The sequence below is a fragment of the Tritonibacter scottomollicae genome, from assembly GCF_003003215.1.
Taxonomy (GTDB): Bacteria; Pseudomonadota; Alphaproteobacteria; order Rhodobacterales; family Rhodobacteraceae; genus Epibacterium; species Epibacterium scottomollicae.
On the sequence record NZ_PVUF01000003.1, the window covers coordinates 93,806 to 114,129 of the forward strand.

Genomic DNA, 20,324 nt, shown 5'->3' on the forward strand with positions numbered 1-20,324 from the left:
GCTACTGGATTGGCAGCTCGACTGTGCATCAGACACGGCGGCGCAGGCCCGCGCAGTCACCCGCCCGACGGACGGGTCAGATCCAGATCTAGCGTGACGGGAAAGTGGTCCGAAGCCGCCAGCAGGGCCTGGCAGAGATCCGGCGTGCCATAGCAGCCGGCATCCTCGAACGGGTGCCAGATGCGCCATTGCGGATCAAACGACATCAGCTCCGGCGACACCATTGCGTAGTCCAGAAGCGCCTGAAAATATCGCTTATCCAGATGGTTATAAAAACGGGCTGATGTAGGGAGCCCCTGCCGATTGGGTCGCAGCAGCTGGCGGGCATGGGGGTCCACCAGCTCGGCCCCCATGATGATTTCCACCGAAGAGCGGCCAAACAGAGCCTCGTAGACATCCAAGCCGGGACCATCGTTGAGATCGCCCATCAGCACCAGCGGCACAGCTGCCTGCAGATGATCCTCGATCCGCGCCCGCAGCCAGACTGCCTGTGCCAGCTGCTTGCGCCGATTGGTGATTGAAATCGCGCGGGCATCCTCGGGCGTCCGTGCGCCATGCGGAGCCTTGGATTTCAGATGCGCGCCGATCAGGCGAAAGGGCAGGCCTGCGCGCGGGGTGATCTGCAGCTCCATCGGCGGTTTGGAAAAGCGCACCAGATCCGCCCTCGCATCCACATCGAGGTCGATCTCAAAACTGCCGTCAAAGCGCGGCGCCTGGGGCGAGGAGACTGGTGCATGGACCGCCTCCAGCACCGTTGCATCATAGAGAAAGGCGATCTCCTGCTGGGTGTCATTGGCAAAGCCCATCACCACGTCACGGGTGCGCAGCCCGGCCCAATTGGCAAAATTTTCCAACGCCCGCAGTGTGTTCTGGTGCTTTCCGCTATTGGGGGCCTCCACCACGACGATGCCATCCGCATTGATCGCTCGCAGCACAGATGCAATCGCGTCGGCCTGCGTCCTGCGGCTGATGCCGTGCCGTCCCGATGGCCCCTCATCAAGCCGCAGCCCGTCCGCGTCATCAAAGAGGTTGGCGAACCATTCGATGTTATACGTGCTCAGGCGCATGATCTCGGGCCTGCGCCGTGCCGCTGATATCGTCCCAGGCGCGGTTGATATCGGCCATGCGTTTCTCGGCCAGTCGGATCGCCTCGGGCGGGACACCGCGGGCGATCATCGCATCCGGATGATTGTCGCGCACCAGCCGTCGCCAGATGCGCCGTATCTCCTCCAACGGTGTGCCGGGCTGCACGCCAAGCACATCATGGGGATCACGCGGTGCGCCCTCGACAAACCGCGCCCGCAATGACCGGAACTGCGCGTCGGACTGCCCGAAGATCCGGCTCACATCCTCAAGAAACGCATTTTCATTCGGGTGATAAAAGCCATCGGCAATGGCGATATGAAACAAGCCCTCCATCAAATCGCAGAGGGTTCCAGGGTCATCGGCAAACATCGCCCCAATGCGGCGGGCATAATCATCGTAGCCTGCGATGTCCTGTCGCGCGAGGTTGAACACCCGCGCGGCCTGCACCTCGTCCTCGGCTGCAATCTGGAACACATCCCGAAACGCGGCAACCTCGTCGCGGGTCACCTGCCCGTCCGCCTTGGCCATCTTTGCCCCCAAAGCAATCACCGCAATGGTAAAGGCCACCGAGCGTTCCGGCGGCGTGCGCAAGCGGTCGAAAACCTGGCTCAGGCTTTCGCCATTGGCGAGCGCGGAGAGCGCTTCGGTTATGCGAGTCCAAAGTGACATGAGGGCAGTTTACCTGCGAAAGGCGCCGGTGTCAGGCGGGGCATGTCCCTCCTCACGGAGAATTTTCCACGATCGCACAGGATCGCGCCACTGGCCCGGCGGCCCGTCAGCGCACAATCGTCATGCAAGTGTTCGCACCCCATGCGGTGTGTCGATCTCAGCGCGGATGTCAGCTGGTCCCGCCTCAAACACGACACGCGCATCTGGGAGCGCCAGCATGGCACGCAGCACCTCCGCCTCCGGGTGGCAGATTATCAGGCGCCGGAGGCCGCAGCCCTGCTGGGTCAGCCGCGTGGCCGGATGCGGCCCCTGCCATTGCATCAACGCAGGACAGCAATTGTCAAAGGGCAGGATCCCGGTTTCGGGCACCGCCATCTGCCAGCTGAGATCGCCGCGTGTCAGCGACACCGGCTGACCAGCATCCACCTCCTGCGCGGCCAACGTGACCAGCGTGGCGTCCAGATCATCGCAGCGGCAGATCCAGGTGCCGATCCGAGGCGGACCACTAAACCGGTCAAGGTCGAACCAGCGTGGGCTGCGCTCTGGCGTGGCACCGGGGTCAATGGCGATCGCCTCCAGATACAGCCCGCCCTCAAGGCCAAGCAACGCGTTATGGGTACCGAACACCTGATGCTGCCCACCGGGCTGCAGCGGCACACCTAGCGCCTGCTCCACATGCGCGGTGGCCTCCTCAAGCGTGTCCCCGGCAACGGCGAAGTGATCAAGTTCCATATGCGTATCCTTTGGCAGCCGCGCGTGTTGCGCTCAGTCATTTACCCAAACTTTCCGGGCTGTTGCATAGCGTAACGCCCCAGCCTCAGAAGAAAACCCCATGCCTGCGGTGGCTGTGTCCAGAGGGTCGAAACATCGGGGCATATCTGCTTGATCTCAAGTTAACTTGAGCAATTAAGGTGCGAGTCGCGGGGCATTCCCCACCAGACAACCCGGAGACAGAACATGCACTCAAACTGGTCACCCGACGATTTACTTGGCCTGTATGAAACTCACCTGACAGTCCGCGACCTAGATCGGGCGCTGGACTTTTACACCAATAAACTGGGCCTGACGCTGGCGCGCCGACTGCCGGAGCGCAAGGTCGCCTTTCTCTGGGTCGGACCGAAGGAGACCGGCATGCTGGGGCTTTGGGAGGTCGGCAGCGCACCGATGGGATTGCAGCTGCATTTCGCGTTTCGGGCCACCCGGTCGGCGGTGCTGCACAGCTGCCAGACGCTTGCGACACGCGGGATTACGCCGCTGGGGTTCACAGGCGAACCGGTACAGGAGCCGGTGGTGCTGGGGTGGATGCCAGCGGTGTCGATCTATTTCAAGGATCCGGATGGCCACTCTATCGAGATGCTGAATATGCTCGATGAGGCGCCCGATGCGGCATTCGGCGTGCGCAGCTACTCGGACTGGCAGAACCGCTGAAGCCATCATCAGCTGAAGCCATCATCATAGGGCACACGACATCGTGGAAAACGACGGGCGGGCTCCCGCCCGTCCCGGTGGCATGATACATGCCACCACGCCCGTTGGGCGTGGCGCGTTGCCCCAGATGGGGCAACGCGCGCAGCCGACCCTCAATGAGGGTCGGCTGCCACCGGATAGCTTCAGACCTCAGCCACGCGCCGCGCGGATCAGTTCCAGAATATCCTGAGCAGCCGTCGGGATATTGGTGCCGGGACCAAAAATCGCCTTGACGCCCACCTTGGTCAGGAAGTCGTAGTCCTGCTGCGGGATCACCCCACCGCAGATCACGATGATATCCTCGGCACCCTGCGCCTTCAGCTCGGCGATCAGCTGCGGCGCCAGCGTCTTGTGACCTGCCGCCTGGGACGAGATGCCGATCACATGCACATCGTTGTCGATCGCATCCTGCGCCGCCTCCGCAGGGGTCTGGAACAGCGGCCCGACGTCGACGTCAAAACCGATGTCGGCAAAGGCGGTGGCGATGACCTTTGCGCCACGATCATGCCCGTCCTGGCCCATCTTGACCACCAGAAGACGTGGGCGGCGACCCTCTTCCTCGGCGAAGTCCTCGATCGACTTCTGGATCGCGGCAAAGCCCTCGTCGCCCTCGTAAGCAGCGCCATAAACACCGGCGAGGGTCTTCACTTCGGCGCGATGGCGGCCGAATTCCTTTTCCATAGCCATGCTGATCTCCCCAACGGAGGCCCGGGCACGGGCGGCTTCGACCGCAGCCTCGAGCAGGTTGCCACCCTCACGCGCGCGACGGGTCAGTTCACCCAGCGCCGCCTCGCAAGCCTCGGTGTCGCGGCTGGCGCGGATGCTCTCAAGCCGCTTGATCTGACTATCGCGCACCTTGACGTTGTCCACATCGAGGATGTCGATCGGGTCTTCCTTGTCCTTGCGGTACTTGTTGACGCCGACGATCACCTCTTCGCCGCGGTCGATCATCGCCTGACGGCGGGCGGCGGTTTCCTCGATGCGCAGTTTCGGCATGCCGGAGGCGACGGCCTTGGTCATGCCGCCCATCTCTTCCACTTCCTGCATCATCGCCCAGGCCTTATCGACCAGCTCAGCGGTGAGGCTTTCGACATAATAGCTGCCCGCCAGCGGGTCGACCACATTGGTGACACCGGTTTCTTCCTGCAAAATCAACTGCGTATTCCGCGCAATTCGTGCAGAGAAATCGGTAGGCAAGGCGATCGCCTCGTCCAGCGCATTGGTGTGCAGACTTTGCGTGCCGCCCAGAACCGCACTCATCGCCTCATAGGCGGTGCGGATGACGTTGTTGTAGGGGTCCTGCTCCTGCAGGCTCACGCCGGAGGTCTGGCAATGGGTGCGCAGCATCTTGGAGCGGTCGCTCTCAGCGCCAAATTCGGTCATCACCCGGTGCCACAGGGTGCGGGCCGCGCGCAGTTTGGCGGATTCCATGAAGAAATTCATGCCGATGGCAAAGAAGAACGACAGCCGACCGGCGAATTTGTCCACATCCATGCCGGCCTCGATGGCGGCTTTGACGTATTCGCGCCCGTCCGCCAGCGTATAGGCCAGCTCCTGCACCAGGTTCGCGCCGGCCTCCTGCATGTGGTAGCCGGAAATCGAGATCGAGTTGAATTTCGGCATCCCATCCGAGGTATATTCGATGATGTCGGAGATGATCCGCATCGAGGGTTCCGGCGGATAGATATAGGTATTGCGGACCATGAACTCCTTGAGGATGTCGTTCTGGATGGTCCCCGACAGCTGGGATTTGTCATGGCCCTGCTCTTCGCCCGCAACGATGAAGCTGGCCAGGATCGGGATCACCGCGCCATTCATGGTCATCGAGACCGAGACCTGATCCAGCGGGATGCCGTCAAACAGGATCTTCATGTCCTCGACACTGTCGATGGCGACACCGGCCTTGCCCACATCGCCCATCACCCGTTCATGGTCGCTGTCATAGCCGCGGTGGGTGGCGAGATCAAAGGCGACGGAGACGCCCTGCTGACCGGCGGCGAGGTTGCGGCGATAAAAAGCGTTGGAATCCTCGGCGGTGGAGAAACCGGCGTATTGGCGGATGGTCCAGGGGCGACCGGCGTACATGGTCGCCTTGACGCCGCGGGTGAAGGGGCCAAAGCCCGGCAATGTGCCCATATGGCCGAGGTCTGCGGTATCCTCGGCGGTATAGATCGGTTTTACGTCGATGCCTTCGAGGGTCTGCCAGGTGAGATCCTCCAACGCACGGCCGCGCAGCTCTTTTTCAGCCAGCGCCCGCCAGTCTTCCGGTGTCTGGGTCATGCAATGGTCCTCTTGTCAGATCGTCCTGCGACACGTGTTCCGCCGCAGTGTTATTGTCGGGTTTGACGTCCGATTTGTTCGGATCTTCAACCAGTTCTGCGAGCCCGTCGGCACCGCCGACCAGCCACATCATATCGTCGTAGTAACTCTCCCGCAGGCTGGCGGTTTCAGCCTCAGAAAACGGCATCCAGCGCCCATCGCCCTCAGGCAGCAGCCGGGCAAAACGCTCCGGCAGATCGGCGCGCAGCTCCGGCAATCTGGAGCTGGAATTGAGCCGGAATCGACCCCGTACAGCGGGACAATTCACACCGGTCACCGCAGAAAGTTGCGCCTCGGGCTGGCTGGCAAAGACTTCATGCGCAAAGACCCTGATGCGGGCCCCTGGCATGGCGCAATATATATCATGAATGACGTCGCGCCAGCTGCGCGTCGCCTCGGCGATGCGCTCCAGCGTACGGGCATTGGACATCCGCAAGGACTGTTCCAGACGCACGGCCATGGCAGAGGCCCAATAGCTTTCGGGACTGCGGATGTTCAGCATCACATCGGTGACCGCGCCGCCAAAGGCATGGTCCAGGCGCGACAGATGCTCTCCCGCACCGGGATACAGCTGCCCGAGAGAGAGGTTCTGTTCCAGCTTGCCCATCATATTGGCATCCGACACCACCAGCGATGCGGTCCCGGCGTCACGCAATGCGCAAAGCTGCAGCGCAATACGCCCCTTGGCACGTGTCACAGGGTCGCGGCCCGTCACCGACAATGCGCCGGGTTGGATGCCGTGCAGCAGCCCCTTGCGCGTGCGGTCCGGTCCCATCATGGCAATGCCGTATTGCGACAGCTGATCGCCCTTCCGGGTCATGTAGTTCTGAAAATTGCGCGTTGCGCAGCGGTGCGCACCGATATGCAGAATGACTTTCATCGCAGGTTCTCCTTGCGCCAGCGGGGGGCATCGGAGACAGCATGGCGCGTCAGGTGTTCCATCGCGCTTAACAGAAGATGATTTTTTTGTGTCTTCCACGGTTTCAGAGGTCGCTTTTAAGCTTGGACCACATATATTTATGCTCATAGGAGAGCGTATGAACAAATTGAATACACTGGCCCTGCTTGCCACAGTTGCCACCCTGCCGCTGGCCCTCGCGCCTGCCGTTCTGGCCGCACAGGAAAGCCCGCAGCCGCCTGCTCCCTCGGTGGCAGGCCTGAGCGATGATGCCTCCCCGGTAGATCTGACCGCAGAAGAGGCGGAGCCCGCCTTCGAGATCCGCGACGGGTATGAGGTGGAGATCGGCGAATACCGGTGGACCCACCGCCCGGTGGTGGTCTTTGCCGACAGCCCGGCAGATCCGCGGTACCAAGAGCAGATCGACGAGTTCCTGCAGGACATTCCGGCCCTGATGACCCGCGATGTTCTGGTGTTTGTCGACACCGATCCGGACGCCAAATCCGCCCTGCGCAAGAAACTGCGACCACGCGGGTTCATGCTGGTGCTGATCGGCAAGGATGGCGGTGTGAAGCTGCGCAAACCGCTGCCATGGAGCGTGCGGGAGTTGAGCCGCACCATCGACAAGATGCCGATGCGGCAGCGCGAAGTCGAAGACCGACGGGGCGGTTGAGCGCTGCGCGCCCTGCCCTGCCAACCGTATCGGCCCGACCAACCCTGCCGAACCTGCCATCCGTGGACGTAATCCGTTAGGAGGTGCGGCCGCGCGAGTAGAACAGGCGCCGGTTGCGCCGGTCGAAGACCGCCATGAACTTTTCTTCCGGCTCGAAGATCAGCACCGAAGTCGGGTCCAGAAGCGCGTTGAAATAGGCCTCTTCCATCTCTACTGCCATGCAGTCCTTGCCGCTGGTGCCCGAAGACAAAACCCCGATGCCCTGCGGCAGATCGCGGGTCATGATCTGCTCGGTGACCACGGTGGGTGACATGCCGTCGATCTCGAATGCAACCGCGGTGCCCTCGGTGATCATGCGCATGCCGGTTTCGACATCGCGGACCTTTTTCACCATGGAGCTGATGCGGGTGGCCTTCACCTCGAACAAAGCGGCGGTGCAGTTCACGCGGGAAAAGAAATAATGCGTCTCGCCCAGCTTGACCCAGTCTTCCACCTGCGCGCGCACCTTCTCCTCCTGGTCGAGGCTGCAAGCCGCAATCAGCGCGGCACTCAGCAGAGCCAAAACAGTGGCACGCATAGGGCGACTGGAACGGGGCAAGGACATAGGTAGGACCACGGGCAAGACCTTCAGAAACTTTGGCGCGCACTTGGGACCGGGGCGCAAAGCGACCCGGCAAGCTGAATGTGCCAACCCTATGGCGCGGGCGTTCAGAAAGCCTTAACACACCCCGCGTAAGCGCAGGATTTTGCGGTATTTTTGACCCGCGCGCATACGCCCTGCCGGGGCCGTCCGGCCACCGGGTTGGATCAGGGAATATCCGGGCGCGCGGGGTCATCAGATCATTCGAATTCGATGATCACGTCGTCGACGGCAAGGCTGTCACCGGCGGCGGCGTTGATCTTGGAGACCACGGATTGCTTCTCGGCACGCAGGATGTTTTCCATCTTCATCGCCTCGATCGTGCAGAGCGGCTGGCCTTCCTGCACCTCCTGCCCCACTTCGACGTCGATTTTCACCACCAGACCCGGCATCGGGCACAGCAGCATCTTGGAGGTGTCGGGCGGCAGCTTCTCCGGCATCAAGGCGGCCAGTTCCGCCTGACGGGGACGGCGCACATGCACCTTCAGCTCTGCCCCACGGCTGCGCACGCGGAACCCTTGGGTGATCTTGTCGACCTTGAGCACCAGCGGCGCGCCATCGGTCTCTACATGCGCCAGCAGGTCGCCCGGCGTCCAGTCGGAGGTCACGCGAATGGCGGCGCCGTCCTCCTCGAAGGTCACCGTGGCGCCTTCGGGATCGGCGGCGACATGAGTCTTGAAGGTCTGCCCCTGCAGATCCACCACCCAATGGTTGCCGACACGGCGTTCGTGGTTGTCCATCCGGCCCGACACCTGGGTGCGGCGGATTTCGGCAATCCGATGCATGGCGGCACAGGAGGCGGCGATGCGGCGCAGGTCGCCCTCGGGCAGCTCCACCCCGCTAAAGCCGTCGGGATATTCCTCGGCGATGAAGGCGGTGGTGATGTCGCCGGAGATGAACTTTGGATGATCCATCACCGCCGCCAGGAACGGCAGGTTGTGCCCGATGCCCTCGACCTCGAAACTGTCGAGCGCGATGCGCATCGCCTCGATCGCCGCCTCCCGGGTTGGTGCCCAGGTGCAGAGCTTAGCAATCATAGGGTCGTAATACATTGAAATCTCGCCGCCTTCGTAGACGCCGGTGTCATTGCGAATGACCACGGGGCCCGCCTCGCCCGGCGCCACGCCGGGGGTATAGGCGGCGGTTTCCGCTGGCGGGCGGTAGCGGGTCAGGCGGCCGATCGAGGGCAGGAAGTTGCGATAAGGATCCTCGGCATAAAGCCGGTTCTCGATCGCCCAGCCGGTGAGTTTGACGTCATCCTGAGTGATCGACAGTTCCTTACCTGCCGCGACACGGATCATCTGCTCGACCAGATCGACGCCGGTGATCAGCTCGGTCACCGGGTGTTCCACCTGCAGGCGCGTATTCATTTCGAGGAAGTAGAAATTCCGCTCACCATCGACGATGAATTCCACCGTCCCGGCAGAGGCATAGCCCACCGCCTTGGCCAGCGAGACCGCCTGTTCGCCCATGGCGCGGCGGGTCTCTTCATCGAGGAAGGGGCTAGGCGCTTCTTCTACCACCTTTTGGTTGCGGCGTTGGATCGAGCATTCACGCTCGCCCAGATAGACGCCGTTGCCATGCGCATCGCAGAGCACCTGGATCTCGATATGGCGCGGCTGGGTGACGAATTTCTCGATGAAGATCCGATCGTCGCCAAAGGAGCTGGCGGCCTCATTCTTGGAGGACTGGAAGCCTTCACGGGCCTCTTCGTCATTCCAGGCGATGCGCATGCCCTTACCACCGCCCCCGGCGGAGGCCTTGAGCATCACCGGATAGCCGATCTCGCCGGAGATCTTCACCGCCTCGTCCGCGTCCTCGATCAGCCCCATGTAACCGGGCACGGTGGAGACACCGGCCTCTTGGGCGATCTTCTTCGAGGTGATCTTGTCGCCCATCTTCTCGATCGCGCCCACCGGCGGGCCGACAAAGGCTACGCCCTCGGCCGAGAGCGCCTCGGCGAATTTGGAGTTTTCTGACAGGAAGCCATAGCCCGGATGCACCGCCTGCGCGCCGGAGGCCCGGATCGCCTCCATCACCTTGTCGATGACGATATAGGATTGGTTGGCCGGCGCCGGCCCCACATGCACCGCCTCATCCGCCATCTGCACATGCAGCGCCTGGCGGTCGGCATCGGAAAAGATCGCGACCGTCTGGATGCCCATCTTGCGCGCGGTCTTGATGACGCGGCAGGCGATTTCCCCCCGGTTGGCGATCAGGATCTTGTCAAACATGGGCTGTCCCTTGTGGTCGGTGTTGAGATGTCGGACGCGCGCACGCAAAACCGCCGCGCACGGAGATCATCCGTGGCGGCGGCGTGCCAGCGTCGTGGGAAACGGTCAGGGGGACGCGGATCAGCTCCGCGCCCCGGGCGCCCTTAGCAGCGGCCCGGATTTTCCTGACAGTAGATGAGGTTGCCTGCGACGCCAACGGCGGCACCGGTGACCAGACTGCCGTTGAGCAGCGCGGCGCCGGCCGCACCTGCGCCGGCGCCATAGAGCGCCTGTTCGCCAGTGGTGTCGCCGCATGCGGCAAGGGCCGTGGTGCCTGCGATGAGGGCGGCAATGATAGATTTGCGCATCGAAATGCTCCTTTGGGAGGGACTGCTAGATTGCGTCTCACTTTGCCTGGACAACGCGGAGCGTCCAGATATGTTCCATGCATAGTATTGCGATGGGCGACGGATCGCCCGTGAAACTGGCGCAAATGGCAAGGTTTCGCCCATCTGCGCCGACAGCCGCCATTAGGGTCGATGTCGAATTGGACAGAAGCGCTACCGCCCTGCCCCGTCAGGGTTTTTCGCGGCGCAGGCAGACTGCGAACCGCGGCAAACAGGGAGAGAGAGTGGGGACCAAAAATGGGCAGCTGGCGCGGGGATGCACACAGCTGCCCAGTCAGGTTTTGGGGCCAGAACAGCAACCAGAAGGGACGAAATGGCTGTGACGGCTGGTTTGACCCTACAGCCATCTGCAGGCCTGAAAACCAAATCGTAAGCGTATGGATTTTTTGGGCAGTGGGCCGCGCACTTTCCAAATGTGAGAGCGGGAATGCGCCGATCAGGCCCGGACATCCCTCTGAATGCGCAGCTTTTTGCTGCAACAGGAGGGGCATTCGGGCGATATGGCGCATATCCCGCATACGATCAGCCCTCAAAGGCCTCAGGGAACGACCTGCGCGCCACATCGACGTCAATCACCAGCAGCGAGTCGTAGCTTTCAGGGTCGAAGGGGTCATCCACGGCCACCACCTCGCGCCCGAACAGCCAACTCAGCCGCCCTGCGTCGAGATTGCCGCGCTCAAACGGCTGGTCGCCGAAGCATTCCCACAGCGCTTTCATGAAACCGGCATCGGCCCGCTTGTCCGCAGGCCTGCGATCACGATACCGCTCGCGCTTGGTGATCGGTGTGACGCCCTTGGGATTGGGGCGGCGGATAATATATTGGAAATCTGTGCCCGGAAGACGGCCCGGAAAGCCGCGATGTTTTAGCATGGGTGTGCCTCCGGTCCGGCACCCCGCAGGTCGGAAAGGTCCGGCCACAGGGCCGGACCCCTGAAGTGATTACTTGTATTTGCCGGTGTAGACCGGTTCTTGCGAGATCGGCTCGGGCTCGACCACGACGAATTCTTCTTCGCGCTGGCCTGCGCATGCGGAAACGGCGGCCACGAGACCGGCGAGAGTGAGAAGTTTGATGCTCTTGGACATGTCAGTCTCCTAAGATCATTAATGAAACCTGCACGGGCGCGTGCCCGTACCTCTGTCAGCCTGGCGGAAAACCCACCCGACCGAGGCGCATTTTTGCGTCCTGCGCGCAGCATAGCGGCATTGGTTTCAAGGTTATATGAAAATTCCGCGTCTCCAGCGGCCTGTGGCGCGAAAATCGCAGAAAAGTGCCGATGTGGTGTCTCGGGCAGCAGCATCAGAACCCCTCCCAGACGCAAACACCATCATCGACGCGGTAGGTCTCGAAGAACTGCGTCGCTTCGGGTGCGGTGCTGCCAAAGGGCAGATCGCGATCCGCCAGCGAAATCACCACGCGGTCCGGCGCAAGCGCGTGGTGTGTCAGGTATGGCACGGCCAGCTTGGCACAGAGGAAATCAATATCAGTGGCGCTGGCCTCCTGCGTCGTCTGCTCCGCAATCTGCGGCGCCACAAAGCGAAACCGCGCCCAGAGCGCACCGGGCGCCGTGTCCAGCAGCACCTCGGAGAGGGTCACAGGCTGGCCAGAGGGAACTGTGATTGCGCTGGCAGCCGGTGCCTCGCCCTGCCCCGATGCGGCGTCCGCGCCGCTGCCGAGCACCAGCGCGACGCATGAAACAGCCACGGCACACAGGTGTTGCACAGGCGCAGAACGCCGACTGACGGGCGCAACTTCAACCACTGCTTGTGCTGGAAATTGTGGGAAAGATCCAAATTTGCCGCAGCCCCGACCCCAATCAGATCGGGCTCCTCCTGCCGGGGCTGCGGGCGCTGCGCCTAGGGCGCGCGCTAAACTCAATTCGGCTGTGGCAGAGCATGCAACCGATTCGGCCTCTGAGTCAAACCCTGTTACAAATTTGTGCAAAACCATATGATCCCGCCCAACCTGCGATCTGTTTGGGAACATGCTGGCGGCATACCGGCGCAATTGCGTCACCCCGGATGCAATTTGCCCGAACATTCCCCTATTATTGCGCTGTTTTAGCGGCATCACAGGGTCCTCCCGGAGCGCTGCGCCTGAGCCACCCAACGGGCGCGCCGCGCCGGGCACGCCAAAACCGCCCCGATCTCTGCCGCCAGACCCGGCGCCACCGGGGCCGCGACTCGCCCGCCCGCCTCAACGCGAATCACCTCGCCCTGCCGGGTCAGCCGCACTACCGGAGAGAACCCCCGCACCCGCTGCAGCGCCCGCCACATGTCCTGACGGATCTGATGTGCCAGCCGCATGGGATCACCCACAGGGAGAGTGGTGGTGGCCACCACGTCAAACCGGGCGGGCAGCTGTCGGGAGAGCGTCAGCTCCCCCTCAGCGCGGGATATGTGCCAGCGAGGTGCCATGGGGATCCGGGATCAAAGCGGGATGTTGTCGTGTTTCTTCCACGGGTTCTGCAGCTTCTTGTTGCGCAGAGAGGCAAAGGCGCGCGCCACCCGGCGGCGGGTCGATTTCGGCTGGATCACCTCGTCGATAAAGCCGCGCTCTGCCGCCACAAAAGGATTGGCGAAACGGTCCTCATAATCCGCAGTATGCGCTGCGATCTTCTCCGCATCCTTCAGGTCGGCGCGGTGGATGATCTCGGTCGCGCCCTTAGCGCCCATCACCGCGATCTCCGCCGTCGGCCAGGCGTAATTGAAATCGCCGCGCAGATGCTTGGAGGCCATCACGTCATAGGCGCCACCATAGGCCTTGCGGGTGATCACCGTGACCTTGGGCACCGTCGCCTCGCCGTAGGCAAACAGCAGCTTGGCGCCGTGCTTGATGACGCCGCCGAACTCCTGGGAGGTGCCCGGCAGGAAGCCCGGCACGTCGACAAAGGTCAGGATCGGGATTTCAAACGCATCGCAAAAGCGCACGAACCGCGCGGCCTTGCGTGAGCTGTCGATGTCCAGACAGCCGGCCAGCACCATCGGCTGGTTTGCCACCACGCCCACGGTCCGCCCCTCAAGGCGCACAAAGCCGGTGATGATGTTCTTGGCGAAGTCTTCCTGGATCTCGTAGAAATCACCCTCATCGGCGACCTTCGTGATCAGTTCCTTCATATCATACGGCGTGTTGGCGTTCTCCGGGATCAGCGTGTCCAGGCTGTCCTCGATCCGGGCCGGATCATCGAAGAACGGGCGCACCGGAGATTTCTCACGATTGTTGGCGGGCAGGAAGTCCACCAGACGGCGCACTTCGGCCAGGGCCTCGACATCGTTTTCAAAAGCGCCATCAGCGACGGAGGATTTCTTGGTGTGGGTGGAGGCGCCGCCCAGCTCCTCGGCTGTGACCTGTTCGTTGGTCACGGTCTTCACCACATCCGGGCCGGTCACGAACATATAGGATGTGTCCTTCACCATAAAGATGAAGTCGGTCATCGCGGGGCTGTAGACCGCGCCGCCCGCACAAGGCCCCATGATGACGGAGATCTGCGGGATCACGCCGGAGGCCATAATGTTGCGCTGGAAGATCTCGGCATAGCCGGCGAGCGCATCGACGCCTTCCTGAATGCGCGCGCCACCAGAATCGTTGAGACCGATGATCGGCGCGCCGTTCTGGATCGCCATGTCCTGGATCTTGCAGATCTTCTGCGCGTGGGTCGCTGAAACGGACCCGCCAAGAACGGTGAAATCCTGGCTGAACACATAGACCTGGCGGCCGTTGATGGTGCCCCATCCGGTGATTACCCCGTCGCCTGCGGGCTTATTGTCCTCCATGCCGAAATCGGTACAGCGATGGCTGATGAACATGTCGAACTCTTCAAAGCTGTCCTCGTCCAGCAGCAGTTCGATGCGTTCGCGCGCGGTCAGCTTGCCGCGGGCATGCTGTGCATCGATGCGTTTCTGTCCGCCGCCAAGGCGCGCGTCTTCGCGGCGCTCTTCGAGTTCGGCAAGGATATCCTTCATGGCAAATGCCCCCTGATCAGTTTGGGCCCAATGTTTCGAACGTATTTTGAACCGGGTTCGTTATCGGCGACCCTAACGCGCAGCCAGCATCAGCCCAAGGCAAATATCGCAAATTTGCAAATGCAATGCATACCCCGAGTGCAAAGCAGCAAATTCGCAAACCAACTGTGGAACTCGACCCGCGGGGCCTTTGGCCAACGGGTGTCGCCACTTGGCAAAATTGTACCACACCGGCAGCTTTGTTGGACTTTGACGAAGCGCCGGACTAGACGATTAACACGCAAACTAAACCGAGACGTATAGTGACCCGCACCACGCCCCCGACCATCTGGACGCTGATCCTGCTCACCGGCCTGTCCGCACTTGGCATGAACATCTTTCAGCCCTCACTTCCCAGCATGGCTGCATATTTCGGGGTCGAGTATCGCATGATCGCGCTCTCCGTGCCGCTCTACCTCGCGTCGAGCACCGTGGTGCAGATCTTCATTGGCCCGATTTCGGACAAGATGGGTCGCAGGCCGGTGTTGATGGCGTCGCTGATCCTGTTTCTTCTGGCGACGCTGGGCTGCATCTTCTCGCCCACAGCGCCCATCTTTCTCGCGTTCCGCATGGCGCAGGCGGTGGTGGCCACCTGCATGGTGCTGAGCCGGGCCGCCATTCGCGACATGCACGATGGCCCCAAAGCGGCCAGCATGATCGGCTATGTCACCATGGGAATGACCGTGGTTCCGATGATCGGTCCGGCGCTTGGCGGGGTTCTGGATCAGGCCTTTGGCTGGCATTCCAGCTTCTGGCTGCTGTTTGCCAGCGGCGTGGCGACACTGGCGATTTTTCACGCCGATTTTGGCGAGACCGCAACCAAGAGCGGCAAGACACTGCTGCAGCAGTTCCGCGAATACCCCGAGCTGCTGCGCTCGCCGCGGTTCTGGGGCTATTCGCTGGCTTCAGGCCTGTCAGCGGGCAGCTTCTTTGCCTACCTCGGTGGCAGCCCGTTTGTGGGCAGCGAAGTCTACGGGCTCAACAGTGCCGAACTGGGCTTCTACCTCTCCGCGCCGGCCCTCGGCTATTTCATGGGCAATTTCCTGTCAGGCCGGTATTCGGAGCGCGTCGGGATCAATGCCATGGTATTCTGGGGCGCGATCGTGAACATCTTCGGGGTCGGGTTGTCGCTGACAATCACCCTGGTCGGCTGGGATACGGTGTGGAGCTTCTTTGGCCTGATGTGTTTTGTCGGCCTTGGCAACGGCATGGCGATCCCCAATGGCACCACCGGCGCCATCAGCGTCCGCCCGCACTTGGCGGGCACGGCGGCGGGTCTGTCTTCGGCGATCATGATTGGCGCCGGGGCTGCGCTGTCGGCGGCCGCAAGCTGGCTGTTGGCGCCGGGCTCCAATGCCTCGCCACTGCTGGAAATCATGATCGCCAGCAGTATCTTCGGGCTGATCGCCATTCTCTACGTGATAAAACGAGAACGTCAGCTTGGCCTCACGGTCTAAGTCTTTTCCGGCTTAACGCCACGCCGAAGGCTGGTGTTTCGCTTCGGGCTGCGCCCGAAGCGACCCGCGCGTCGCGCGCCCCATCCGGGGCGCGCGACGCGCTCGGCCCAACTGCAACGTCAGCTTTTCAAAGCTGGGCGTCGCAGGCGGGAGCCTAGCGCCAGCCGCAACGCAGACGCTGGCGACATTCCACGACTTGCCAGCCTGACTTTGCAGTTCTACAGTTTTAGCGGATCCTATTTGCAAAGGCATGCCGCATGGCCACCCAAAAGCTCTATGCCGGGGCGAAGCTGCGCGAGATGCGCACCCGCCTCGCCCTTACCCAGAAGGATTTCGCCGCCAAGCTCGGCGTGTCCCTGCCCTATCTAAACCAGATGGAGAACAACAACCGCCCCGTCTCCACCACCGTGGTGCTGGCGCTGGCGCAGGAGTTCGGGCTGGATGTGACGGAGCTGTCATCCGGGGACAGCGAGCGGCTGATCTCCGACATGCGCGAGGCCATGGCCGATCCGGTCTTTGCCGATGACGTGCCGCCGCTGGCGGATCTGCGCCTTACTGCCTCCAACGCGCCAGCACTGGCGCGCGCCTTTCTCAGCCTGCACCGCGCCTATCGCCAGACCCACGAGCGGCTTGCGTCGCTGGACGAAGCCTTGGGGCGCGAGGATGCGCGCATTCAGGCCAGCCCCTGGGAGGAGGTGCGCGATTTCTTTCACTATTGCGACAATTACATCGACGCCGTGGACCGCGCGGCCGAGCGGTTTTCGGGCAGCGGCGACACCCGCCTCAACGCCGAGACCGCCCTGCAGGAGATGGGCGTCACCCTGACCCTGCGCGACATGGAAGGCCTGCGTGCCTATGATCCGGAAACCAAGGTGCTGGCGCTGTCGCATCGCTCCGCGCCGCAGACCCGACTGTTCCAGATGCTGTTGCAGCTGGCGCTCCTGCGCTACGGCGACCTGCTGGATGCAACGCTGGATTTTGCAAAGTTCCAGACCGAAGAAGCCCGGTCGATTGCAAAGATCGGTCTTGCCAACTATTTCGCTGGTGCGGCGCTGATGCCCTACACCCGCTTCCTTGAGGCTGCACAGGCCTGCCGTCACGATCTGGAGCTGTTAGCGATCCGCTTTGGCGCCTCGATCGAGCAGGTGGCGCATCGGCTTTCGACCCTGCAGCGCCCGGGCGCAAAGGGCATCCCGTTCTTCTTTGTGCGCGTCGATCAGGCCGGCACCATCACCAAGCGCCATTCTGCCACACGGCTACAATTTGCGCGTTTTGGTGGTGCCTGCCCCCTGTGGAACGTGCACCGTGCCTTTGAGACACCGGGCCGCTTCCTGCGGCAACTGGCCGAGACGCCGGACGGGGTGCGCTATATCTCGCTGGCGCGGGATGTGTCGAAACCGGGCGGATCTTTCGGAGCACCGGTGCGGCGCTATGCGATCTCGCTGGGCTGCGAGGTGAGCCACGCGGATGCGCTGGTCTTTGCAGACGGGCTGGATGTGACGCAGGCCTCCGCGTTTGAGCCGATCGGGATTTCCTGCCGCATCTGCGAGCGCCAGCACTGCCATCAGCGCTCGGTGCCACCACTGGAACGCCGCCTCACGGTGGACACCAATGAACGCAGCGTGCTGCCCTACCGGGTGAATTGACGCAAAACGGGCCGCAGCTTTCTGCGGCCCGTCGTGGTTCACCGCTCCCTCGGCCCTCACGCCTTGGACAGGATCCCCCAGATCTCATCCTTGAGCGTCGCGCGTGTCTTGCGCAGCTCGCTCTCGGCCTGCTCCGAGACCGGCTCCACATTGGTTTCGGCGCGGTGCACGGCGCGGTTCACGTCGTGGTATTCATCCGCCAGCTTTGCAAAATGAGCGTCCGACTGCTTCAGATCGCTGATCAGCGCGGCTTTTTCGGGGAATTCCTCGGCCAGTTCATGCGGGGTATGCGACATCTGTTCGCTCCTTGTCTGTGTTGTTTGACAAGAGCTTAGAAGATGACTCGCAGGCACACTTTGACCGGGATCAAGTTTTGGAGGAATTCAAAACCCCCGAATGACGTGCGGCCGGCATCGCCGCGATATCCGGCCCTCTAGTCAAGGTCCCGCACCAGCGCCCGATTTGAAGCGCTGCAACATTGTGTGCCGTAGGGTGGCAGAGGTTTAGAACCGTGTGAGGAACTGCTCACCTGCTCCACCCCACTCCGACACGGAGCAGCTCTCAGATTGGGCACAGGGAAGGGAATCAAGGGATAGCCTTCAAATCAGGCTGGTCTGCTTTGAGCCCTTCACTGCCACAAAGCATTGTTCGCTGGCTCGGAATATGCGAGCCATTTCTTCCATGACAGACCTGTATTTGACCGAGCCTGACTTCGAAGCTGAGATTACGATCCTTACCGAAGAGCAGCGAGGGCGCCGGGCGCCTCCACACAACTACATTCGCTGGGATTTCGGCTATGCAGAAGACAATCCTCTAGAGCGAGAGCGCTATCTGGATGCAGAAATCTACATGATTTGGCCAAATTTTCTGGATACCGAAGGCGCACCTATTCAGAAGGGCATCCCGCTTGTAGGAACATACAAGGCTCGGATGCACATCCTGGTGAGAGAAATGGTGTACTACCACCGGAAACGGATATCGGTTGGTCTGAAATTCAATTGCTATGAAGGGGGCCAAATCGTGGCAAGAGGGGTCGTGACAGAACTTCGGGCCATTTCGCCCAACGGCAACTAAATCTCGCTCACCGACCAACATGAATTTCAGACATGTCCATAAAAAACCGCCCCGCCGCAAATGCAGGGGGCGGCTAGGCGTGACCAACAGTGCAGGGTTCAGCGCTGCGAGGTCTCCCAATCCGGATTGAACCAAGGCTCTGCATTTGAGGACGGCAGACGGCGCCCCAGGATATGATCGGAGGCTTTCTCGCCGGTCATGATCGAGGGACCGTTGAGGTTGCCATTGGTGATGCGCGGGAAGATCGAACTATCCGCCACCCGCAGCCCCTCGACGCCGATCACCCGGCATTCGGGGTCAACCACGGCCATCGGGTCATCCACCGCGCCCATCTTGCACGTACCGCAGGGGTGATAGGCGCTTTCGACATGTTCGCGCAGAAAACCGTCGATCTCCTCATCGGTTTGCAGGTCGGTGCCGGGCTGGATCTCATGCTTGAGGTAGGGCTTCATCGCGTCCTGAGCAAAGACCTCGCGCGTCAGGCGCACGCATTTGCGGAAATCGATCCAGTCCTGCTCGGTCGACATGTAGTTGAACAGGATCTTCGGCGCGGCATTGGGATCGGCGCTGGCCAGGGTGACCTCACCGCGCGAGGCGGAGCGCATCGGGCCGACATGGGCCTGGAACCCGTGCCCCTCGGCAGCGACCTGACCGTCGTAGCGCACTGCGATGGGCAAGAAGTGATACTGAATGTCCGGGTAGTCTATCCCTTTGTCGGAACGGATAAAGGCCGCACTTTCGAACTGGTTGGAGGCCCCCAGCCCGGTTTTGGTAAACAGCCACTGCGCGCCGACCAGCGCCTTGCCGAAGAGGTTCCAGTATTTATAGAGCGTGATCGGCAGCTTGGAGGCGAACTGGAAGTAGAACTCCAGGTGGTCCTGCAGGTTTTGCCCAACGCCGGGGCGATCTGCGATCACCTCGATGCCGTGTTCGGCCAGATGCGCGGCGGGGCCAATGCCCGAGAGCATCAGGAGTTTCGGCGAATTCAGCGAGGAGGCTGCGAGGATCACCTCCACATCCGCACGGATCACCTCGATCTGGCCACGGCGCTCGACCTCGACACCAACGGCGCGGCCCTCCTCGATCACCACCTTCCGGGCCAGCGCCCGGATCATGGTGCAATTGTCGCGCTTCAGGGCGGGCTTCAGATAGGCGTTGGCGGCAGACCAGCGGCGGCCCTTGTGGACCGTCATCTCCATCGGGCCGAAGCCCTCCTGCTGCTCACCATTGTAGTCCTTGGTGACCGGATAGCCCGCCTGCTGCCCGGCCTTCACAAAGGCATCATGCAGCGGGTTGTCGCGGGGGCCGCGGGTGACATGCAGCGGGCCATCTTTGCCGCGCCAGTCGGGATCGCCGCCATGGCCGCGGTCGTCCCAGGTTTCCATGCGTTTGAAATAGGGCAGCACGTCGGCATAGGACCAGCCTGTCGCGCCGCTTTCGGCCCAGTGGTTATAATCGCCGGCGTGACCGCGCACATAAACCATGCCGTTGATCGAGGACGAGCCCCCCACGACCTTACCACGCGGCGTGACCAACTCGCGCCCACCCAGATGCGGCTCGGGCTGGGATTTGTAACCCCAGTCATACATCGCCATGTTCATCGGGTAGCTCAAGGCGCCCGGCATCTGGATGAACGGGCCTGCATCGGTGCCGCCATGTTCGATCACCAGCACCGATTTCCCCGCCTCGCTCAGACGGTAAGCCATGGCGCAGCCTGCGCTGCCGGCCCCAACAATCACGTAATCCGCGTTCATCGCGTCCATTCTCCTGTCACAG

Annotated in this window: 20 protein-coding genes; 5 read left to right on the forward strand and 15 right to left on the reverse strand. The window is 62.1% G+C overall.

What is annotated here, in order from left to right:
- Window positions 1–56: 56 nt before the first annotated feature.
- The 3 genes from CLV89_RS06435 to CLV89_RS06445 all read right to left on the reverse strand — a co-directional run bounded on the left by CLV89_RS06435 (window position 57) and on the right by CLV89_RS06445 (window position 2,487).
- Window positions 57–1,067 (reverse strand): endonuclease/exonuclease/phosphatase family protein, encoded by a 1,011-nt coding sequence (locus CLV89_RS06435; protein ID WP_106162829.1) that lies wholly within the window; start codon window positions 1,065–1,067, stop codon window positions 57–59.
- Window positions 1,048–1,755, reverse strand: a complete 708-nt coding sequence (locus tag CLV89_RS06440; RefSeq protein WP_106162830.1) for a molecular chaperone DjiA — start codon at window positions 1,753–1,755, stop codon at window positions 1,048–1,050. Before CLV89_RS06440 ends, CLV89_RS06435 begins: the two co-directional genes overlap by 20 nt.
- Window positions 1,756–1,875: 120 nt before the next feature.
- Window positions 1,876–2,487 (reverse strand): VOC family protein, encoded by a 612-nt coding sequence (locus CLV89_RS06445; protein ID WP_106162831.1) that lies wholly within the window; start codon window positions 2,485–2,487, stop codon window positions 1,876–1,878.
- Window positions 2,488–2,712: 225 nt separating this feature from the next.
- Here CLV89_RS06445 and CLV89_RS06450 point away from each other — a divergent pair, with 225 nt between their 5' ends.
- Window positions 2,713–3,183 (forward strand): VOC family protein, encoded by a 471-nt coding sequence (locus tag CLV89_RS06450; protein ID WP_106162832.1) that lies wholly within the window; start codon window positions 2,713–2,715, stop codon window positions 3,181–3,183.
- 189 nt (window positions 3,184–3,372) lie between these two features.
- On the opposite strand, the gene scpA is transcribed toward CLV89_RS06450, so the two are convergent.
- On the reverse strand, window positions 3,373–5,502 hold the full coding sequence (gene scpA, locus CLV89_RS06455; protein WP_106162833.1) for a methylmalonyl-CoA mutase: 2,130 nt from the start codon (window positions 5,500–5,502) through the stop codon (window positions 3,373–3,375).
- Window positions 5,465–6,421 carry a hypothetical protein gene (locus tag CLV89_RS06460; RefSeq protein ID WP_106162834.1) on the reverse strand — a complete coding sequence of 319 codons (957 nt, stop codon included), beginning with the start codon at window positions 6,419–6,421 and terminating at the stop codon, window positions 5,465–5,467. The genes scpA and CLV89_RS06460 overlap by 38 nt, the downstream gene beginning before the upstream one ends.
- 157 nt (window positions 6,422–6,578) lie before the next feature.
- On the opposite strand from CLV89_RS06460, the gene CLV89_RS06465 reads away from it, so the two are divergent.
- On the forward strand, window positions 6,579–7,112 hold the full coding sequence (locus tag CLV89_RS06465) for a DUF4174 domain-containing protein (protein WP_106162835.1): 534 nt from the start codon (window positions 6,579–6,581) through the stop codon (window positions 7,110–7,112).
- A 76-nt stretch (window positions 7,113–7,188) separates the two neighbouring features.
- Here CLV89_RS06465 and CLV89_RS06470 read toward each other — a convergent pair whose 3' ends face one another.
- The 8 genes from CLV89_RS06470 to CLV89_RS06500 form a co-directional block, all read right to left on the reverse strand.
- Window positions 7,189–7,689, reverse strand: coding sequence for a hypothetical protein (locus CLV89_RS06470; protein ID WP_243394944.1), 501 nt, complete (start codon window positions 7,687–7,689; stop codon window positions 7,189–7,191).
- Between the two features lie 263 nt (window positions 7,690–7,952).
- Entirely contained in the window at window positions 7,953–9,986 is a 2,034-nt protein-coding gene (locus CLV89_RS06475) for an acetyl-CoA carboxylase biotin carboxylase subunit (RefSeq protein WP_106162836.1), read from the reverse strand.
- Between the two features lie 143 nt (window positions 9,987–10,129).
- A complete protein-coding gene (locus CLV89_RS06480; RefSeq protein ID WP_106162837.1) occupies window positions 10,130–10,333 on the reverse strand; it encodes a hypothetical protein in 204 nt (67 codons plus the stop codon).
- A gap of 561 nt (window positions 10,334–10,894) precedes the next feature.
- A complete protein-coding gene (locus CLV89_RS06485) occupies window positions 10,895–11,242 on the reverse strand; it encodes a hypothetical protein (protein WP_106162838.1) in 348 nt (115 codons plus the stop codon).
- Window positions 11,243–11,311: 69 nt separating this feature from the next.
- Window positions 11,312–11,455: a hypothetical protein gene (locus CLV89_RS22570; protein ID WP_165798096.1), complete on the reverse strand. Its 144-nt coding sequence runs from the start codon at window positions 11,453–11,455 to the stop codon at window positions 11,312–11,314.
- A 214-nt stretch (window positions 11,456–11,669) separates the two neighbouring features.
- Window positions 11,670–12,074: a DUF6497 family protein gene (locus CLV89_RS06490; protein WP_243394945.1), complete on the reverse strand. Its 405-nt coding sequence runs from the start codon at window positions 12,072–12,074 to the stop codon at window positions 11,670–11,672.
- A gap of 365 nt (window positions 12,075–12,439) precedes the next feature.
- Window positions 12,440–12,787 carry a hypothetical protein gene (locus CLV89_RS06495; RefSeq protein WP_106162839.1) on the reverse strand — a complete coding sequence of 116 codons (348 nt, stop codon included), beginning with the start codon at window positions 12,785–12,787 and terminating at the stop codon, window positions 12,440–12,442.
- A 12-nt stretch (window positions 12,788–12,799) separates the two neighbouring features.
- The gene (locus CLV89_RS06500; protein ID WP_106162840.1) at window positions 12,800–14,332 is read right to left on the reverse strand and encodes an acyl-CoA carboxylase subunit beta; all 1,533 of its coding nucleotides are present in this window, start codon (window positions 14,330–14,332) and stop codon (window positions 12,800–12,802) included.
- A 302-nt stretch (window positions 14,333–14,634) separates the two neighbouring features.
- On the opposite strand from CLV89_RS06500, the gene CLV89_RS06505 reads away from it, so the two are divergent.
- Both CLV89_RS06505 and CLV89_RS06510 read left to right on the forward strand, forming a co-directional pair.
- Window positions 14,635–15,828 (forward strand): multidrug effflux MFS transporter, encoded by a 1,194-nt coding sequence (locus CLV89_RS06505; protein WP_106162841.1) that lies wholly within the window; start codon window positions 14,635–14,637, stop codon window positions 15,826–15,828.
- 257 nt (window positions 15,829–16,085) lie between these two features.
- Window positions 16,086–17,474 (forward strand): helix-turn-helix domain-containing protein, encoded by a 1,389-nt coding sequence (locus CLV89_RS06510; protein ID WP_106162842.1) that lies wholly within the window; start codon window positions 16,086–16,088, stop codon window positions 17,472–17,474.
- A gap of 56 nt (window positions 17,475–17,530) precedes the next feature.
- On the opposite strand, the gene CLV89_RS06515 is transcribed toward CLV89_RS06510, so the two are convergent.
- Window positions 17,531–17,770, reverse strand: coding sequence for an HP1242/YdcH family protein (locus CLV89_RS06515; RefSeq protein ID WP_106162843.1), 240 nt, complete (start codon window positions 17,768–17,770; stop codon window positions 17,531–17,533).
- A 385-nt stretch (window positions 17,771–18,155) separates the two neighbouring features.
- Between CLV89_RS06515 and CLV89_RS06520 the strand changes: the two genes are divergently transcribed.
- Window positions 18,156–18,548, forward strand: coding sequence for a hypothetical protein (locus tag CLV89_RS06520; protein WP_243394946.1), 393 nt, complete (start codon window positions 18,156–18,158; stop codon window positions 18,546–18,548).
- Window positions 18,549–18,646: 98 nt separating this feature from the next.
- Here CLV89_RS06520 and betA read toward each other — a convergent pair whose 3' ends face one another.
- Entirely contained in the window at window positions 18,647–20,302 is a 1,656-nt protein-coding gene (gene betA, locus CLV89_RS06525; protein ID WP_106163099.1) for a choline dehydrogenase, read from the reverse strand.
- Window positions 20,303–20,324 lie beyond the last annotated feature (22 nt).

Excerpts from the sequence above, each read along its gene's own strand:
- CLV89_RS06435 (WP_106162829.1), bottom strand. The coding sequence starts at position 1,067 with ATGCGCCTGAGCACGTATAACATCGAATGGTTCGCCAACCTCTTTGAT.
- CLV89_RS06440 (WP_106162830.1), bottom strand. The coding sequence starts at position 1,755 with ATGTCACTTTGGACTCGCATAACCGAAGCGCTCTCCGCGCTCGCCAAT.
- CLV89_RS06445 (WP_106162831.1), bottom strand. The coding sequence starts at position 2,487 with ATGGAACTTGATCACTTCGCCGTTGCCGGGGACACGCTTGAGGAGGCC.
- CLV89_RS06450 (WP_106162832.1), top strand. The coding sequence starts at position 2,713 with ATGCACTCAAACTGGTCACCCGACGATTTACTTGGCCTGTATGAAACT.
- scpA (WP_106162833.1), bottom strand. The coding sequence starts at position 5,502 with ATGACCCAGACACCGGAAGACTGGCGGGCGCTGGCTGAAAAAGAGCTG.
- CLV89_RS06460 (WP_106162834.1), bottom strand. The coding sequence starts at position 6,421 with ATGAAAGTCATTCTGCATATCGGTGCGCACCGCTGCGCAACGCGCAAT.
- CLV89_RS06465 (WP_106162835.1), top strand. The coding sequence starts at position 6,579 with ATGAACAAATTGAATACACTGGCCCTGCTTGCCACAGTTGCCACCCTG.
- CLV89_RS06470 (WP_243394944.1), bottom strand. The coding sequence starts at position 7,689 with ATGCGTGCCACTGTTTTGGCTCTGCTGAGTGCCGCGCTGATTGCGGCT.
- CLV89_RS06475 (WP_106162836.1), bottom strand. The coding sequence starts at position 9,986 with ATGTTTGACAAGATCCTGATCGCCAACCGGGGGGAAATCGCCTGCCGC.
- CLV89_RS06480 (WP_106162837.1), bottom strand. The coding sequence starts at position 10,333 with ATGCGCAAATCTATCATTGCCGCCCTCATCGCAGGCACCACGGCCCTT.
- CLV89_RS06485 (WP_106162838.1), bottom strand. The coding sequence starts at position 11,242 with ATGCTAAAACATCGCGGCTTTCCGGGCCGTCTTCCGGGCACAGATTTC.
- CLV89_RS22570 (WP_165798096.1), bottom strand. The coding sequence starts at position 11,455 with ATGTCCAAGAGCATCAAACTTCTCACTCTCGCCGGTCTCGTGGCCGCC.
- CLV89_RS06495 (WP_106162839.1), bottom strand. The coding sequence starts at position 12,787 with ATGGCACCTCGCTGGCACATATCCCGCGCTGAGGGGGAGCTGACGCTC.
- CLV89_RS06500 (WP_106162840.1), bottom strand. The coding sequence starts at position 14,332 with ATGAAGGATATCCTTGCCGAACTCGAAGAGCGCCGCGAAGACGCGCGC.
- CLV89_RS06510 (WP_106162842.1), top strand. The coding sequence starts at position 16,086 with ATGGCCACCCAAAAGCTCTATGCCGGGGCGAAGCTGCGCGAGATGCGC.
- CLV89_RS06515 (WP_106162843.1), bottom strand. The coding sequence starts at position 17,770 with ATGTCGCATACCCCGCATGAACTGGCCGAGGAATTCCCCGAAAAAGCC.
- CLV89_RS06520 (WP_243394946.1), top strand. The coding sequence starts at position 18,156 with ATGACAGACCTGTATTTGACCGAGCCTGACTTCGAAGCTGAGATTACG.
- betA (WP_106163099.1), bottom strand. The coding sequence starts at position 20,302 with ATGAACGCGGATTACGTGATTGTTGGGGCCGGCAGCGCAGGCTGCGCC.